This window comes from Sphingomonas hankookensis, assembly GCF_001619955.1.
Classification (GTDB): Bacteria; Pseudomonadota; Alphaproteobacteria; order Sphingomonadales; family Sphingomonadaceae; genus Sphingomonas; species Sphingomonas hankookensis_A.
The window spans coordinates 511,070-527,935 of record NZ_LQQO01000001.1 but is presented as its reverse complement, the minus strand read 5'-3'; the positions used below and the strand labels follow the sequence as shown (position 1 = coordinate 527,935).

General features: G+C 67.4%; 14 protein-coding genes. 7 read left to right on the top strand and 7 right to left on the bottom strand.

The annotated features are described in order from the left end of the window. Nucleotides 1–147 precede the first annotated feature (147 nt). The 4 genes from AVT10_RS02535 to AVT10_RS02520 are packed head-to-tail and all read right to left on the bottom strand — an operon-like array spanning nucleotide 148 to nucleotide 5,691. Nucleotides 148–1,644, bottom strand: coding sequence for a Ppx/GppA family phosphatase (locus AVT10_RS02535; RefSeq protein WP_232307840.1), 1,497 nt, complete (start codon nucleotides 1,642–1,644; stop codon nucleotides 148–150). Then, nucleotides 1,641–3,815, bottom strand: a complete 2,175-nt coding sequence (locus AVT10_RS02530) for an RNA degradosome polyphosphate kinase (protein ID WP_066687869.1) — start codon at nucleotides 3,813–3,815, stop codon at nucleotides 1,641–1,643. The genes AVT10_RS02535 and AVT10_RS02530 overlap by 4 nt, the downstream gene beginning before the upstream one ends. Further along, nucleotides 3,812–4,450: a chromosomal replication initiator DnaA gene (locus AVT10_RS02525; protein ID WP_066687867.1), complete on the bottom strand. Its 639-nt coding sequence runs from the start codon at nucleotides 4,448–4,450 to the stop codon at nucleotides 3,812–3,814. Before AVT10_RS02525 ends, AVT10_RS02530 begins: the two co-directional genes overlap by 4 nt. Beyond that, a complete protein-coding gene (locus tag AVT10_RS02520) occupies nucleotides 4,447–5,691 on the bottom strand; it encodes a hypothetical protein (RefSeq protein WP_066687864.1) in 1,245 nt (414 codons plus the stop codon). The genes AVT10_RS02525 and AVT10_RS02520 overlap by 4 nt, the downstream gene beginning before the upstream one ends. A gap of 59 nt (nucleotides 5,692–5,750) precedes the next feature. Here AVT10_RS02520 and purM point away from each other — a divergent pair, with 59 nt between their 5' ends. The 3 genes from purM to AVT10_RS02505 are packed head-to-tail and all read left to right on the top strand — an operon-like array spanning nucleotide 5,751 to nucleotide 7,775. Further along, on the top strand, nucleotides 5,751–6,857 hold the full coding sequence (gene purM, locus AVT10_RS02515) for a phosphoribosylformylglycinamidine cyclo-ligase (RefSeq protein ID WP_066687862.1): 1,107 nt from the start codon (nucleotides 5,751–5,753) through the stop codon (nucleotides 6,855–6,857). Between the two features lie 40 nt (nucleotides 6,858–6,897). Beyond that, nucleotides 6,898–7,419, top strand: coding sequence for a phosphoribosylglycinamide formyltransferase (purN, locus tag AVT10_RS02510; protein ID WP_084401233.1), 522 nt, complete (start codon nucleotides 6,898–6,900; stop codon nucleotides 7,417–7,419). After that, entirely contained in the window at nucleotides 7,416–7,775 is a 360-nt protein-coding gene (locus AVT10_RS02505) for an MmcQ/YjbR family DNA-binding protein (protein ID WP_066687858.1), read from the top strand. Before purN ends, AVT10_RS02505 begins: the two co-directional genes overlap by 4 nt. A gap of 696 nt (nucleotides 7,776–8,471) precedes the next feature. Here AVT10_RS02505 and ndk read toward each other — a convergent pair. The 3 genes from ndk to AVT10_RS02490 all read right to left on the bottom strand — a co-directional run bounded on the left by ndk (nucleotide 8,472) and on the right by AVT10_RS02490 (nucleotide 10,991). After that, nucleotides 8,472–8,894, bottom strand: a complete 423-nt coding sequence (ndk, locus tag AVT10_RS02500; RefSeq protein ID WP_066687857.1) for a nucleoside-diphosphate kinase — start codon at nucleotides 8,892–8,894, stop codon at nucleotides 8,472–8,474. Nucleotides 8,895–8,974: 80 nt separating this feature from the next. Next, complete coding sequence (locus tag AVT10_RS02495) at nucleotides 8,975–9,412, bottom strand: DNA polymerase III subunit chi (protein ID WP_066687854.1); 438 nt, start codon at nucleotides 9,410–9,412, stop codon at nucleotides 8,975–8,977. 109 nt (nucleotides 9,413–9,521) lie between these two features. After that, nucleotides 9,522–10,991, bottom strand: a complete 1,470-nt coding sequence (locus tag AVT10_RS02490; RefSeq protein WP_066688126.1) for a leucyl aminopeptidase — start codon at nucleotides 10,989–10,991, stop codon at nucleotides 9,522–9,524. A 171-nt stretch (nucleotides 10,992–11,162) separates the two neighbouring features. Between AVT10_RS02490 and AVT10_RS02485 the strand changes: the two genes are divergently transcribed. The 4 genes from AVT10_RS02485 (at nucleotide 11,163) to rsmA (ending at nucleotide 16,690) form a co-directional block, all read left to right on the top strand. Continuing rightward, on the top strand, nucleotides 11,163–13,400 hold the full coding sequence (locus AVT10_RS02485; protein WP_066687851.1) for an LPS-assembly protein LptD: 2,238 nt from the start codon (nucleotides 11,163–11,165) through the stop codon (nucleotides 13,398–13,400). 86 nt (nucleotides 13,401–13,486) lie between these two features. Beyond that, complete coding sequence (locus AVT10_RS02480) at nucleotides 13,487–14,848, top strand: peptidylprolyl isomerase (protein ID WP_232307839.1); 1,362 nt, start codon at nucleotides 13,487–13,489, stop codon at nucleotides 14,846–14,848. A 13-nt stretch (nucleotides 14,849–14,861) separates the two neighbouring features. After that, on the top strand, nucleotides 14,862–15,860 hold the full coding sequence (gene pdxA / locus AVT10_RS02475) for a 4-hydroxythreonine-4-phosphate dehydrogenase PdxA (protein WP_084401231.1): 999 nt from the start codon (nucleotides 14,862–14,864) through the stop codon (nucleotides 15,858–15,860). Next, the gene (gene rsmA / locus AVT10_RS02470) at nucleotides 15,857–16,690 is read left to right on the top strand and encodes a 16S rRNA (adenine(1518)-N(6)/adenine(1519)-N(6))-dimethyltransferase RsmA (RefSeq protein WP_066687840.1); all 834 of its coding nucleotides are present in this window, start codon (nucleotides 15,857–15,859) and stop codon (nucleotides 16,688–16,690) included. Before pdxA ends, rsmA begins: the two co-directional genes overlap by 4 nt. Nucleotides 16,691–16,866 lie beyond the last annotated feature (176 nt).

Genomic DNA, 16,866 nt, shown 5'->3' with positions numbered 1-16,866 from the left:
TGTTATTCTAGCAACTTAAGCGTAACCTTTTGCGCCGAAGTTGACGGTTTGCGACGGGGCGAGCGTCCGCGATGCTCGGTAGGGCTGCGACGATGTGAAAGAGCGTCGCCAGCCTCGCAGAACAATGCGCTGTAGGAAAGCGACGCCTCAGCGGGTGACCAGCGCCGCGTCCATGCCCATGGCGCTCGCCAGCGCGCGGTGGCGCTTCTGCACCGCTTCGCCGTAGAGCGCGGTGTCGGCGGTGGGGACGATCAGTTCCAGCTGCCCGCGCTTGCGGCGGACGTCGGTGCGCTGGAGCGGGGTGGCGACACCGCCGCTGAGACGCTGGCCCAGACGCATGGCAAGGCCCCAGCGGTGCGCCGCCTCCAGCGCGGCGATCGGCGCCAGGCGACCGAGCGGTTCGGGCGGGCCGTCGGTGCTGCCGCCGCCCAGACAGCTGTGCAGCGCCTGCGCGACGATCGCACGACCGGCGGCGTCGATCGCGACCCAGTTGCCGTGCAGCGCAATCTCCATGCCGCGTTCGGCGCGGAATTCGGGGTTCGCGTGCCAGCCCACATCGGCCAGCAGACAGGCGGCGTGGCGCAGGCGCACCGCGGCGGGGGCGTCGTCGGGAAAGAGTGGCGCGATCCATTTGTGGAGTAGGTCGCCATGTTCGACGAAGCGGCCCTGTCGCGCGCCTTCGTCATGCGCGGCGACGATCAGCGGGTCCTGCTTGCGGACCGACGACGGGAGCGCGGCATAGAGCAGCCCTTCGCGCAGGCCATAGGCGGAAATCATCGTCGTCGCGCTACCGAGATGCCGGGCCATCGCAGCCAACACGGCGGTCGCATTGTCGAGCGTCGGCAGGCGTCCGCCCGACAGGTTCGGCACCGCCTTCAGCTCGGCGCGGGGCGTCTGCGCGATGATCCGTTCGAGTTCGGCGATGCGGGCGAGCGACATGGTGTAGCCGTGCGCGATCGGCAGCGGATAGTGGGTCAGGTGCATGTCGAACCGGGCGAGCGCCCGCCACGACCCGCCGACGAGATAGAAGGGCAGCCCCTTCCCCCGCCCGGCCCAGCCGGCTTCGGTCACCAGCCGCTGCACCACGCGGTCGAGTTCGCCCGCGCGGCGGTCGCGGATCGCGCCGATGCGCAGCACGCCCAGCGGAAACGACACGCGGTCGCCGATCTTGCCGTTTTTCACCCGCACCAGTTCGAGGCTGCCCCCGCCCAGATCGCCGACGATCCCGTCGGCGTCGGGAATGGCGGATAGCACGCCGTTGCCGGCAGCCTGTGCCTCCTCCTCGCCCGACAGCGTTTCCACCGTCAGGCCGAGCGATTCGGCGAGCGCCACCAGTTCGTGTCCGTTGGCGGCATCGCGGACGGCGGCGGTCGCGACGGTGCGTACCACCTCCGCCTCCATTTCGCGGGTCAGCCATGCAAAGCGGCGCAGCGCGGTGGCGGCGAGCGCCATCGCCTCCGGATCGATCCGCCCGGTTTCCGCCAGCGAACGCCCGAGGCCCGCCAGCACCTTTTCGTTGAACAGCGTGGCCGGAATGCGCTCCGGCCCGCCATAGACGACGAGCCGGATCGAGTTCGACCCGATGTCGATGATCGCACTATGCGCCGCGCTGACCGGGCGGCTGGCCCAGGGCAGGCGGATCAAACCGCGCCGTCCCGTGCGGCCCGCCACGCGCGGAGCGACAATTTCTGCGGCACCGTCGCCGACCCGCTTTCGATCGCGGCACCGCGTCCCGATAGCGACGGGTTGGTCATGAAATAGCGGTGGAGGTTGAACGGACGCTCACCCTTGGCGACGCGGCGATAGCTGCCGTCCGGTCCGAGTTCCCATGTCTGTTCGGTGTCGAGCAGGTTGGCGACCATCACCTGATCGAGCACCTGGTCGTGGACGGTCGGGTTGTTGATCGGCAGCAGATATTCGACGCGGCGGTCGAAATTGCGCGGCATCCAGTCGGCCGAGGACACATAGACCAAAGCATCGTCATTGGGCAGCGCCTGTCCGTTGCCGAAGCAATAGATGCGGCTGTGTTCGAGGAAGCGGCCGACGACCGATTTGACGCGAATGTTGTCGGACATGCCCGGCACGCCCGGCCGCAGGCAGCAGATGCCGCGCACGATCAGGTCGATCTGGACGCCCGCCGCCGACGCCTCATACAGCTTGTCGATCAGCGCCGGGTCGACCAGCGAGTTCATCTTCAACCAGATCGATCCTTCGCCGCCCGACCGCGCGGTCTGGATCTCGCCCTCGATCAACGCCTCCAGCCGGTTGCGCAGATCGCGCGGCGAAATGGCGAGCTGTTGCAACGCCTGCGGTTCGACATAGCCGGTGATGTAGTTGAACACCTGCGCGGCGTCGCGTCCGATCACCGGATCGGCGGTGAAGAAGCTGAGGTCGGTATAGATACGCGCGGTTACGGGATGATAATTGCCGGTGCCGAAGTGGCAATAGGTGCGATAGCCCTGCTCCTCGCGGCGGACGACCATCGAGATCTTCGCATGGGTCTTCCACTCGATAAAGCCGTAGACGACCTGCACCCCGGCGCGTTCGAGGACCGAGGCGAGGTTGAGATTCTGCTCCTCGTCGAAGCGGGCCTTCAATTCGACGACGGCGGTGACCGACTTGCCCGCTTCGGCAGCGGCGACCAGCGCGGCGACGACGGCGGACTGCTTGCCGGCGCGGTAGAGCGTCTGCTTGATCGCCACGACATCGGGGTCGGCGGCGGCCTGTTTGAGGAAGGCCAGCACCACGTCGAAGGTTTCGTACGGGTGGTGGACGACGATGTCCTTCGCCCGGATCGCCGCGAAACAGTCGCCGCCATATTCGCGGATGCGTTCGGGGAAGCGCGGGGAGAAGGGCGGGAATTTCAGGTCGGGGCGATCCTCCGCGACCAGCATCGACAGGTCGCCGATGCCGAGAAACCCGCCGGTTTCGGTGATCAGCGCATCGCTGCCGCCCATTTCGTCGCGCAGCAGCTGGACCAGTTCGTCGGAGATGCCCGATTCGATTTCAAGGCGGATGATCCGTCCGCGACGGCGGCGTTTGATGGCGGTGCGGAAATAGAGGACGAGGTCTTCGGCCTCTTCCTCCAGCTCGATATCGCTGTCGCGGATCACGCGGAAGGCGGCCGACGCGCGCACGGTGTAGCCCGGAAAGAACAGGTCGGAGAAATGGCGCAGGATCGTTTCGATCGCGACATAGCGCGCGGCCTTGCCCGGCAGGCGGACGAAGCGCGGCATGGCGGGCGGGAGCAGGACGACTTCGCGCACCTCGACATCGTCCGAGCGGCGGATGAGGTCGAACAGCATCGCCGAGCCGAGGTTCGGGATGAAGGGGAACGGATGCGCCGGATCCAGCGCCTGCGGGGTCAGGACCGGAAAGATCTGGTCGCGGAAATGGCGTTCCAGCCAGACTTCGGTATCGCCGCGGATCTCGTCGGCGCCGAGCACGAAGATGTTGGCTTCGGCCAGCGCGGCGGCGATGTCGCGCCAGATGCGCTGCTGGCTGTCGACCAGCCCGGCGGCGTCGACGGTGATCGCGGCCAGCTGTTGCGAAGGGGTGAGGCCATCGACCGATTCATGGCCGACGCCCTGGTTCTGCTGCCCCTTCAGGCCGGCCACGCGGACCATGAAGAATTCGTCGATGTTGGTGGCCGAAATCGACAGGAAGCGGAGCCTTTCGAGCAGCGGATGGTCGGGGTTGCACGCTTCGTCCAGCACGCGGCGGTTGAACGCCAGCCACGACAGTTCGCGGTTGAAGTAGCGCGCTTCCGGCGCGGCGGCGACCGTGGTGCGGGCGGAGGGGACCGGATCGTTCACAGCAGGCGGTCCAAGAGCAGCGGGCTGTCGGACAGCGCGGCGCGCGCGGTCGGGATCGTCAAACGGCGCGTCGAGCGCAACATCGCATCTTCCTCCAAAGCCTCGACGATCCGAAGCACCGCAAGGTGGCTCCGTTCGACCCGGCGGGCAAGCCAGCGCACGACATCCGGCGCGGCGACGAGCTCCTTCCTGTCGAACAGATATTGCAGCAGTGTTTCGATCAGCAGTTCGTCGGGCGCTTCCAGCCGCAGCACCGGCGTCGCCCCCATGCGCGAACGCAGGTCGGGCAGGCCGATCCGCCAAATGGGCGGCGGGGCATCGGCGACGATCAGCAGCGGCTGACCTTCGCTCTGCGCGCGGTTCCAGGCGTGGAACAGTTCGGTCTCGTTCCACCGCTCCGCATCGTCGGCGATCGTGCCGCCGCTGCGCGCGACGAACGAGCGGGCGAGCAGCGTCCGGCCCGATTTGCGCGGGCCGACCAGCAGCGCGGCCTTGACTGGCCACGTCTCCCAATGGTCGAGATGATGGACGGCGGCTTCGTTCGACGGCCCGACGAGGAACAGGTCCTGCCGGGCGCCGGCGGGCAGTTCGAGCGAGAAGGAAAGCTGGGCCGATCCGGTACGCGACTGGGTCATCCCTGCGGCGTACTCGCGGGCGGCGGGGGCGTGGCGGCGGCGGCACGGCGGCGGATGCGAAGCGCGCCCTCACCCTGCTGGACTTGCCAGCCGCGGGCCTCCAGCGCGGCGGCAAGGATCGCGGCATCGCCGTCGAAGGTGACGCGCAGCACCGATACGCCGCCCAGCGCAAGGCTGGAGGTCGCGGCCGAACGGACGCCGGGAACGGCACGCAGCGCCGCTTCGGTCGATTCGACGGCAGCGACATTGGGGGTGTCGGCCTGGATCGACAGCGTGACCGCCTCGGCGGCAGGCGCGGGCGTCGGCGTGGCGGTGGGATCGGTCAGGGTCAGGTCGGTGATTTCCTCCTCGACCGGGGCGACCGGCGTGCCGGGCGGCGGCGCGGCGAGGACGACGTCGGGGCGCAGCGTGCCGGACTGCAACGCCTGTTGATACATTGCGTCGATCCGGCGGACGCCTTCGTCGAGAAGCGCGGGGACGGCGTCGCCCTGCTCCACCCGCAACGAGAAGCTGCCGAGCAGGCGGTTGTCGGGGCCGTAGCCGGCGGTGAAGGTGCCGATCACCGGGCCGCCGGGCCATTGGCGGTACAGGTGGACCTGCGGGATCAGCACGTCGGACGCGCCATATTGGTTGAGGACGGTGCGCCACCAGCCGCGCCCGCGCCGGGTCACCTGTCCGGCGTTCAGCAACAGGCCGTCGGCGCCGGTGCCGCTGGGGCGGACATAGTCCATGACGCTGCCGCCGGTGCGGAAGCGCGCCCATGCCGCCTGCCACGGGGTTGCGCGTTCGAACACCGTGCCCGTCCCACCGTCCCAGATGAGCGGCAGGACGAGCATGGCGGGACTGCGTTCGGAAACCCCGGCTATCCCTAGGATCGACGCGGCACGGCCGCGATTGAACAGCACGCCCAACCGCGCGATGTAGCGCTTCGGCCCGATCTGTTCGCTTTCGACGACGATGCCGCTGACCAGCGAATCGAGCGTGCCGTCGGGCAGCGAGCGGGCTTGCCCGGTCAGGCGCTGCGACAGCATTTGCCACCCCTTGCGCTGGGCGATGCGCCAGCCGGCGGTACGGGCGGCATCAGCAGAGGGGCCGGCGACATCGACGCGCACGCCGTTCACCTCGAAACTGCCCGAGCTGTCGATCGCGGCGACGCCGCCTTGTTGCGCCACGACCGCGCCCGTGGCGACGACGCCCAAGGCGACGGCGGCAAGGATGCGGCGGGGCTGATACAAAGTCATGGCCGCCTTTTGACGAAGCAGGCGTGGAAATCCAAGCGCGATGTAGCTAACCGGCAATCATGAGCAACGAAGCGGACCGCGGCGGCGGCTATACCTACGCACAGGCAGGCGTATCGATCGCGGCGGGCAATGCCCTGGTCCGTGCCATCGGGCCGTTGGCGAAATCGACGCGGCGCCCGGGGGCGGATGCCGAACTGGGCGGGTTCGGCGGGGTGTTCGATCCCAAGGCGGCGGGGTTCAAGGACCCGTTGCTGGTCGCCGCCAATGACGGCGTGGGCACCAAGTTGAAGCTCGCGATCGAGCACAACGCCCATGACGGCGTGGGCATCGACCTGGTCGCGATGTGCGCCAACGACCTGATCGTGCAGGGCGCCGAGCCGCTGTTCTTCCTCGACTATTATGCCACCGGCAAGCTGGTCGCCGAGACCGCCGAGCGGGTCGTCGGATCGATCGCCGAAGGGTGCCGCCAGGCGGGCTGCGCGCTGATCGGCGGCGAGACGGCGGAAATGCCGGGCATGTATGAGGGCGAGGATTACGACCTCGCCGGCTTCTGCGTGGGGGCAGTCGAGCGCGAGCAGTTGCTGACCGGCGACAAGGTGGCGGTCGGCGACGTGATCCTGGGCCTCGCTTCGTCGGGGGTGCATTCGAACGGCTTTTCGCTGGTGCGGCGGCTGGCGGCGGACAAGGCGTGGAAGCTCGACCGCCCTGCCCTGTTCGATCAGGACGTGTTGCTGATCGACGCGCTGTTGGCGCCGACGAAGATCTACGTGAAGTCGCTGCTGCCGCTGCTCCGCGAGGGGCGCATCCATGGCCTCGCCCATATTACCGGTGGCGGGTTGCTGGAGAATATCCCGCGCGTCCTGCCCGAGGGCGCCCATGCGCAGGTCGATGCCGATGCGTGGGAACAGCCGCGGTTGATGGCGTTCCTGCAGGCGCAGGGCAATATCGAGCCGGAGGAGATGGCGCGGACCTTCAACTGCGGCATCGGCATGGCGGTGCTGGTCGCGGCCGACGATGCCGAGGCGGTCGCCGCAGCGCTGACGCAAGCGGGCGAGACGGTCGTGCGGATCGGTACGGTCGAGGCGGGCGACAAGGGCTGCACCGTGAAGGGCAGCGCGGGCACGTGGAGCGCGCGCGCGGACTGGAGCGCGACGCATCTTGGCTAGGCATCGTGTCGGTGTCCTGATTTCGGGGCGCGGGTCGAACATGGCGGCGTTGGTCGCGGCGGCGAAGGCGGCGGACTGTCCCTATGAGGTCGTGCTGGTGGCGTCGGACAAGCCCGATGCCGCCGGCCTGACCCATGCCGCCGAACAGGGCATCGCGACCTTTTCCCTTTCGCCCAAGGGCATGGCGAAGGCGGAGTATGAGGCGGCGATCGACGGCGCGCTGCGCGAGGCGGGCGTCGAAACGATCGCGCTGGCGGGCTATATGCGGCTGTTGTCGGGTGACTTCGTGGCGAAGTGGCGCGACCGGATCGTCAATATCCACCCTTCGCTGCTGCCCGCCTACAAGGGCCTCGACACCCATGCGCGCGCCATTGCGGCGGGTGACCGGGAAGCCGGCTGTTCGGTGCATGTCGTCACCGAAGAGTTGGATGCCGGGAGCGTATTGGCCCAGGCGCGCGTTCCGATCCTGCCCGACGATACGCCGGACAGTCTGGCGGCACGGGTGCTGGTGGAGGAACATCGCCTCTACCCGCAAACGCTGGCGGAGTATGTGACGCGATGACCGAGATGCTCGACCGTATCCGTGAGGCCGTGAAGGTGTTGCCGGAGGTGGACGAGCGAACCACCCACGGTGAGCCGACCTTCTTCGTCCACGACCGGCAATTCGCGCAGTTTCGCGACGACCATCATGGCGACGGACGCACCGTGTTGTGCGTGCGGACCGGCAGCAGCGACGAACAGGCGATGCTGATCGAGGCGGCACCCGACACCTATTCCCTGCCCGCCTATCTCGCGGCGAAGGGCTGGGTCGCGATAACGCTGACCGGCGATGTCGACTGGACGCTCGTCGAGGATCGCATCGCGCGCAGCTGGGAACTGGCGGCACCACGCGCATTGCTGGAGGCGGGCGGTCGGTGAGCGGCGCGGAGGATGCGCGGGCCGAGCGGCGGCGCTGGATCGCGCTCACTTCAATTCGATGAAGTGGCGTAGATCAGTCCGGCTACGCGACCATGTTGTATCGTTCGGAGTTAGCTGTTCGTGGAGTGCGGTACAAACCGCACCCCACACCGTGATTTACGGACATTGAATGTTGTACTGCCAACAATAGGGTGGGTTCGGATCGGTCGGTGGTTTCGAAGGGGGGCCAGGAATTCCTTCGAGACAATCCTCGTACTCGGTCCCAACACATTCCTGATACGATGCGTATTCGTCGGGGTTGGCATCGCAGTAGTTTTTCGCAGCGCGAGCGCAAACAGCTTGCCTGCTCTCGGCCAAAGCCGGCACAGACATTGTGCTTGCGAGCGAAAAGGCACAAGCTACAAATAGACGCATTCTCGAAGATCTTGTCATACTTGTTTCCTTTGCAACGTGAGTCGCAAGGCAAACTTACTCGCACCAAACGCAACATCAATGCAAATAGAACCATTACATATATATTTAAGCGATCGGACAAATGTGCGGTCGCGTTTCAAAATTAGAAAATCGCGTTCTCCCCAAAACTCGGCAGGCTCGAGGCTGCTCGAACCGAACGGGTGGGGTGGTATGAGCCTTCAGACAAAGAAAAAGGCCCGCCTCCCAATGGGAAGCGGGCCCGTCTCCATCGACCGACCAAAATCAGCCGACGATCTCTTCCGGCTTGAAGAAGAAGTCGATCTCGATCTTCGCATTCTCTTCCGAATCCGAACCATGGACCGAGTTGGCTTCGATCGATTCGGCCAGTTCCTTGCGGATCGTGCCCGGCTCGGCGTTCGCCGGATTGGTCGCGCCCATGACGTCGCGGTTCTTCTGCACGGCGTTCTCGCCTTCCAGTACCTGCACGACGACCGGGCCGGAGATCATGAACGACACCAGGTCGTTGAAGAACGGACGCTCGCGGTGCACGCCGTAGAAGCCTTCGGCCTGTTCGCGGGTCATCTGGATGCGCTTCGAGGCGACGACGCGCAGGCCGGCTTCCTCCAGCATCTTGGTGACGGCGCCGGTCAGGTTGCGGCGGGTCGCGTCGGGCTTGATGATCGAAAAGGTACGGGTAGCGGCCATGGTGGTCGCGGCTCCTGCGTTATGGTGTTGGAAGGATTGTCGCCGGTCCCCCTAGTCGGGCGGCGCGCGACAGGCAAGCGTTACGCCGCCTGCTCCCAGCCGCCGTCACCCTGCCGCCAGTAGCGGCGCTCGACGTCCTCGCGGTCGGCCAGCCCCTTCCATGCGGTGCGGGCGGCGGCGATGTGATCCTCGCCGAAGAAGTGGAACGCGCGGTCGAAGGTGAGCGCTTCGTCGCGCCAGCGACCGTCGACGATCGCGACGTTGCGTGCGGCGTTGGCGTCGGTCGGTTCGGGGGCGATCAGCACGGCTTGGCAAGCGTCGTCGCCTGAGCCGGCCTCGGCATGCGGCAGGAAGCTGTCGGGGGCATAGGTCCACAGCAGCATGTCGAGGTGACGGCGCTGGTCGGCGTCGTCCGACAGCAGCAGCAGGCGCTCGCCATCGTCGTGGAGACGCTGGGCGATGCGCGGCAGCACCCGGTCGAGCGGGCTGCGGGTCAGGTGGTAGAAGTCGACTTTCATGTCCGCGCCCTTTCGTCGTTCCCGCGCAGGCGGGAACCCATAGCCGCTAACGATCGCGATGGAGCCGCGACGTCAGCGTGTATGGATTCCCGCCTGCGCGGGAATGACGTCATTGCTCGAAATTATCCGCCACGAACCGGTCGAGCAGGCGCACGCCGAAACCGGTCGCGCCCTTGTCGTGATGGTTGCCGGGCTTGTCGGCCCACACCATGCCGGCGATGTCGAGATGCGCCCAGCGTACGCCGTCCTCGATATAGCGCTTGAGGAACTGCGCGGCGGTGATCGACCCGGCGCCGCGCGGGCCGATATTCTTCATGTCGGCGATCGGGCTGTCGAGCAGCTTGTCGTACGCCGGCGACAGCGGGAAGCGCCACAACAGGTCGCCCGATTCGCGCGAGGCGGCGAGCAGCTCGTCGGCCAGCGAATCGTCGTTGGCGAACAGGCCGCCATGTTCGTTGCCGAGGCTGATGATCATCGCACCGGTCAGGGTGGCGAGATCGACGATGGTCTTGGGGCGATGCGTCTTCTGGACCCAGGTGAGCACGTCGCACAGGACGAGGCGGCCTTCGGCATCGGTGTTCAGCACCTCGATGGTCTGGCCCGACATCGACGTCACCACGTCACCCGGACGCTGCGCCTTGCCGTCGGGCATGTTCTCGACCAGCCCGACCACGCCGACGACGTTCGCCTTCGCCTTGCGGCTGGCCAGCGCCTTCATCGCGCCGACGACGGCGCCCGCGCCGCCCATGTCCCACTTCATGTCCTCCATGCCGGGCCCGGGCTTGAGCGAAATACCGCCGGTGTCGAAGGTCACGCCCTTGCCGACCAGCGCGAGGTCGACATCGCCCTCGGCCTTGCCGGTCCAGCGCATCGCGAGCAGGCGCGATTCCTTTTCGGAGCCCAGACCGACGCCCAAGAGCGCGCCCATGCCGAGTTCGGCCATCTGCCGTTCGTCGAGGATCGTCAGTTCGACGCCCAGCGCTTCCAGCTCGCGGCACTTCTCGACGAAGCTGACCGGGTACAGGATGTTGGGCGGATCGGTGACGAGGGTGCGGGTCAGGTCCAGCCCCTTGGTGATCGCATCGGCGGCGACGAAGGCATCGTCGATGCCCTCGGGCGCGCCGACGATGGTCAGGCCGGTCAGCGTCGGCTTCGACTTTTCGGGCATCTTGGTGCGATAGCCGTCCTGCCGCCAGCCGCGCTGCGCCGCGGTTGCCGCGAAGCGGGCGATGGCCCTGGCCGACACGTCGGTGCCGGTGAAGTCGACGGTCAGGTCGGTCAGGCCCGACAGCAGGAAGCGGCCGGTCAGCGCACCGCCGGCCTTTTCGAGCGCCGGCCCTTCGCCGTCGCCGATGCCGAGCAGGATGACGCGACCGGCGCTATCCCCCTCGCCCGGCACGAAGATTTCGGCCATCGACCCGGCTTCGCCGTCGAAGCGCTCGGCCTTGGCGGCACCCGCCACCAGCGAGGCGACCTGCGGCTCCAGACCCGCGGCATCGACCCGCGCCAGACCGCCGGCGGCGATGGGCAGGACGAGGGCGGTGGCGGTTCCCCGCTGGGACGCGAACTGGATCGAAATCGACATGGGTTTCCTCAAGACAGTGGCGCACGCGGCGCAGGCACCTTCTAGGCGCGTCGCGATGGGCAGGTAAAGCGGGCCAAGGGCGATTGCGGTTCCCGCGCCACGATGCAATAGCGCGGAACGAGCGTCCGCGGGTCGGGCGCCAAACGGTTTGGGGAAGCGAGACTAGTGAAGCGTTCGTTGGGGTCGCTTGCCCTTGGCCTGACGCTGGCGATCGCCGGCCCTGCGGTCGCACAGGACCTGCAGGATCGCAGCCTTCCGCCTCCGCCACCGGGAAGCGCGCTGCCGACGCCCGCGACCAGCGACCAGATCGATTTTTCGTCAGACCTGCTGGAATATGACAGCAACGCCGATGTCGTGACCGCGACCGGCGAGGTGCGGCTGCTGCGCGAGGGCAACCGGTTGCGTGCCGACCGGGTGACGTGGAACCGCAAGACCGGACAGGTCGTGGCCGACGGCAATATTGCGGTCACCAACCCGGAAGGTGACGTCGCCTATGGCGACCGGATCGAGCTGACCGACAGCCTGAAGGACGGCGTGGTCGACAACATGCTGGTCGTGCTGGACGAAGGCGGCCGGATCGCGGCGAAGCGCGGCACCAGGTCGGAAAACGGCGTGGTGACGGTCGAAAGTGCCGCCTATACACCCTGTTCGGTCACGAACTCCGCCGGCTGTCCCAAGGAGCCGTCGTGGAAGATCACCGCGCTGAAGGTCCGGTACGACCCGACGCGCAAGCGCATTCGCTATACCGGCGCGGGGCTGACTATCTTCGGCCTGCCGACCATCCCGCTGCCGTCCTTCTCGCACACGATCGGCGATGGCAGCGATTCGGGGCTGCTGGCGCCGTCGATCCGGCTCGACCGGGTCAACGGGCTGGAAGTCGCGGTCCCCTATTATTTCAACCTCGCGCCCAATCGCGACCTGACAATCACCCCACATGTCTTCACCGCCGTCCTGCCGATGCTGCAGGCCGATTACCGGTCGCTGTCGAGCAAGGGCGCGTACCGGGTGCAGGGCTATGCAACGGTCAGCCGGCGCAGCGACGACCTGGTGCTCGGCGCGTCGCCGACCGGGACCGAGCGGTCGTTCCGCGGCTATATCGATACGGTCGGCCGATTCCAGCTCGACCCGAACTGGAGCGTGTCGGGGTCGCTGCGCTATGCCACCGACCAGACGTTCCTGCGCCGCTACGACATTTCGCGTGACGACCGGCTGCGCAACAATGTGACGGTCGAGCGGATCGACCGCGATTCGATGCTGTCGATCAGCGGCTGGGCGGTGCAGACGCTGCGCGTCGGCGACGATCAGGGGATGCAGCCGATCGCGCTGCCCGAGATCGACTATCGCCGCCGCTTCAACGGATTGCTGGGCGGCGTCGCGCAGGTGCAGCTGAACACGCTGGCGATCAGCCGCAGCGAGGGACAGGATACGCAGCGCGCCTTCGTCGCCGCGCGCTGGGACCTGACCCGCTATACCCCGCTGGGGCAGGAGGTGACGTTCACCGCCTATGGCCGTGCCGATGCGTACAACGCGCGCGACACGATCGATACGGCGGTGCTCAGCTATCGCGGCGACGAAGGGTTCACCCCGCGCGGGATCGCCGCGCTGGCGGTCGATGTCCGCTGGCCGTTCGTCGGCGCGATCGGGCGCGGCACGCAGCGTATTTCCCCGCGGGTGCAGTTGGTCGCATCGCCGAGGATCTCCAATCTCGCCGTGCCGAACGAGGATGCGCGCGCGGTCGATCTGGAGGATTCGAACCTCTTCGCGCTCAATCGCTTCGCCGGATATGACCGGTTCGAGGATTCGTCGCGCGTCACCTATGGCCTCGACTATGCGCTCGACCTGCCGGGCGTGGCGGTGGCGGCGACGGTCGGGCAAAGCTATCGCACCAGCCAGCGGGCGAGCATCCTGCCCAGCGGCACCGGGCTGGACGACCGCTTTTCCGATATCGTCGGTCGCACCGACATGCGGTTCCGCGAACTGGTGACCTTCACCCACCGCTACCGGCTGGACAAGGACGGGTTGAAGATCCGCCGCAACGAAGTGGACGCGACGGTCGGCAGCCGGCGGACCTATGTCCAGGTCGGCTATCTGCGGCTCAACCGCGACATCGACGAGCTGGAAGATTTGCAGGATCGCGAGGAAATCCGCGTCGGCGCGCGGGCGGCGTTCGGGCCGTTCTGGTCGGCCTTCGCCTCCGCCACCGTCGACCTGACCGACAAGTCGGAGGATTCGCTGTCGCTGTCGGACGGCTATGACCCGATCCGCCACCGGCTGGGCGTGCAGTATGAGGACGACTGCCTGCGGCTGGGCCTCACCTGGAAGCGCGATTACCAGCGGATCGGCGACGCGCGCAGCGGCAGCAGCTATCTGGTAACGCTGGCATTGAAGAACCTGGGACGATAAGGCTCTGTTCAGGCGCGGCGGGCCATGAATTTGCCCGAATGATGCGGCACCGCCCTGATCATCCGCGCATGGGATATGACGACCAAGTGACCAAGAACATCGTGAATGCCGGCCGTATCGGCCGTTCGATCGCCGGTTTCGTCGCGATCGCCGCCGCCGCAACGCTGGCCGCGCAGACGGTTAGCGACGGGCAGGACGTGCCCGGCGCGAACCTGAACCTGCCGGGCAACCCGACGATCTTCGGCAAGCTGGACCCCAATATCCGCAAGCCGACCGCGATCGTGAACGACACGGTGCTGACCGGCACCGATGTCGACCAGCGCATGGCGTTGATCGTCGCGCTGAACGATTACAAGCTGACCGCCGAGGATCGCGAAGTGCTGCGCGCGCAGGTCGTGCGTCAGCTGATCGACGAGACGCTGCAGATCCAGCAGGCGAAGGCAAAGGACATCACCGTCACGCCTGCCGAGTTGGAGCAGAGCTTCAACCGGCTGGCCAAGCAGCGTTTCAACCAGACGCCGGAACAGCTGCGTGCCTATCTGCGCACCGCCGGCTCGTCGGAGCGGTCGCTGCGCCGCCAGATCGAGGGCGAACTGGCGTGGAGCCGGCTGCTGCGGCGGCAGGTCGAACCGTTCGTGAACGTGGGCGAGGAAGAAGTCGCCGCGGTCATCAAGCGGATGGAGGAATCGAAAGGCACCGAAGAATATAGCCTTCGCGAAATCTACATGGCGGCAACGCCCGACCGCGCGCCCGAGGTGCAGGGCGCGATGCAGAAGATGATCGAACAGATCCGCCAGGGCGCTCCGTTCGAATATTTCGCGCGCAACTTCTCCGAAGCATCGACCCGCGCGGTCGGTGGCGACCTGGGCTTCGTCCGGCTCAATATGTTGCCCGACGCGTTGCAGCGCGCCGCCACCCAGATGCAGGTCGGCCAGATCGCCGGCCCGATCGAGGTGCCGGGCGGCTATTCGATCCTGTACCTGGCCGACAAGCGGCAGGTGCTGATGGCCGATCCGCGCGACGCCAAGCTGGCGCTGCGCCAGCTGTTCCTGCCGTTCGCCCCCGGCACGACCGAGGCGCAGGCGAGCGCGAAGGTCGCCGCCTTTACCGAGGCAACGCAGGCGATCCGCGGTTGCGGCGATGCGACCAAGATCGCGCAGGCGCAGAAGGCCGAAGTCGTCGACAACGACTCGGTGGTGCTGCGCAGCCTGCCGCCGGCACTGCAGGACATCATCCTGAAGCTGAACGTCGGACAGGCGACGCCGCCGTTCGGTTCCCCCAAGGACGGCGTCCGCGTGCTGATCCTGTGCGGTCGCGAAGACCCGCGCACCGCCGGCATCCCGAGCGCGGCGCAGATCCAGCAGGGCTTGGAACAGGAGCGCGTGAACCTGCGTGCCCAGCGGATGATGCGCGACCTGCGGCGCGATGCGGTGATCGAGTATCGTTGAGGGGGCGGGCGCGATGCCGGTTGTCGCTCCGCTCGCCATATCGATGGGCGATCCGGCGGGTATCGGCCCGGAGGTGATCGCAAAGGCATGGGCGCGCCGGGAGACGGAGGCGCTGCCCTGCTTCTTCGCGGTCGGCGACGTCCGGGCGGTATCGCAGGTCTGGACCGGGCCGGTAGAGCGGATCGACGATCCGCGCGACGCGGCGAAGGTGTTCAACCGTGCGCTGCCCGTCGTGTCGGTGGTCGATGGCGATGCGATCGTGCCGGGGCGGCCGGATATCGGCGGGGCACGCTGCGCGCTGCAGTCGCTCGAGCTGGCGGCGGGACTGGCGCGGTCGGATGCCGCGTCGGGGCTGGTCACCGCGCCGATCTCCAAGGCGGAGCTGTATCGCATCGGCTTCACCTATCCGGGGCAGACCGAATTCGTCGCGGAGCGGTGCGGCGTGGCGCGTGAGAATGCGGTGATGATGCTGGCGGGACCGACGCTGCGCGTGGTGCCGATCACGATCCACGAGCCGTTGGCCGACGTGCCGTCGACGCTGACCGTCGAACTGATCGTCGCGCGAGCGCGAACGACGGCGCGGGGGCTGACTCGCGACTTCGGGATCGCTGCGCCCCGGCTGGCGCTGGCGGGGCTGAACCCGCATGCCGGCGAGAGCGGCGCGATCGGCCGCGAGGAGATCGAGGTGATGCAACCGGCGGTCGCGCAGTTGCGGGCCGAGGGAATCGACATCGTCGGACCGCTGGCGGCGGACACGATGTTCCATCCGCGCGCGCGGGCGAAATATGATGCGGCGCTTTGCGCCTATCACGACCAGGCGCTGATCCCGATCAAGACGCTGCATTTCGACGATGGGGTCAACATCACGCTGGGCCTGCCGATCGTGCGGACGTCGCCCGATCACGGCACCGCGTTCGATATCGCCGGGGAAGACGTGGCCGAGCCGGGCGCGATGATCGCGGCGATCCGCATGGCGGGCGAGGCGGCCGCGCGCCGGGCCGCCGTCGCATGAGTGTCGCGCCGCTTACCCCGCTCCCGCCGCTGCGTGACGTCATCCAGCGGCACGGGCTGTCGGCGAACAAGGCGCTGGGGCAGAATTTCCTGTTCGACCAGCAGTTGCTCGACCGGATCGCGCGCGTACCTGGTGATTTGCAGGATCAGGAGGTGCTGGAGGTCGGACCCGGTCCGGGTGGCCTGACGCGGGCATTGCTGCTGGCGGGCGCGAAGGTGACGGCGATCGAGCGCGACCATCGCTGCATTCCCGCGCTGGAGGAGCTAGGGGCGTTGTTCCCGGGACGGCTGCGGCTGATCGAGGGAGATGCGCTCGAGATCGATGCTCCCGCGCTGTTCGAAGGGCGGCCGCACATCGCGTCGAACCTGCCGTACAATGTCGGCACCGCGTTGTTCGTCGGCTGGCTGTCGAGCGACTGGCGGCCATGGTGGCAGAGCCTGACGCTGATGTTCCAGCGCGAGGTCGCGGACCGTATCGTCGCGGGCGCCAATGACGATGCCTATGGCCGGCTGGCGGTGCTGGCGCAGTGGCGGAGCACGGCGCGGATCGCGATGCCGGTGCATCGCAGTGCCTTCACCCCGCCGCCCAAGGTCATGTCGGCGGTGGTCCATGTCGTGCCGACCGATGCGCCGGAGGGCGTTTCGCTGAAGGTGCTGGAGCGGCTGACGGCGGCGGCATTCGGTCAGCGGCGCAAGATGCTGCGGCAGAGCTTGAAGGCGGTGCCGGGCGCGATCGAGGCTGCGGAAGCGGTCGGGATCGATGTTACGCGGCGGGCGGAGACGGTGTCGGTCGCCGAGTTCGTGACGTTGGCGCGGGCTTTATCGGTTTAGAAAGAAGAGGTTCACGCGAAGGCGGAGACGCGAAGGGGTTGCGCTTGGCGCGACGTCACCCCGCGCCAGCGGCGTCAGTATCTGCCAGAGCCCGGCAAGACGTCTCCCGTTCGCGGGCCGCCCGCCAGAGACGCAACCCCTCCGCGTCTCCGCGCCTTCGCGTGAATCCAAACTTC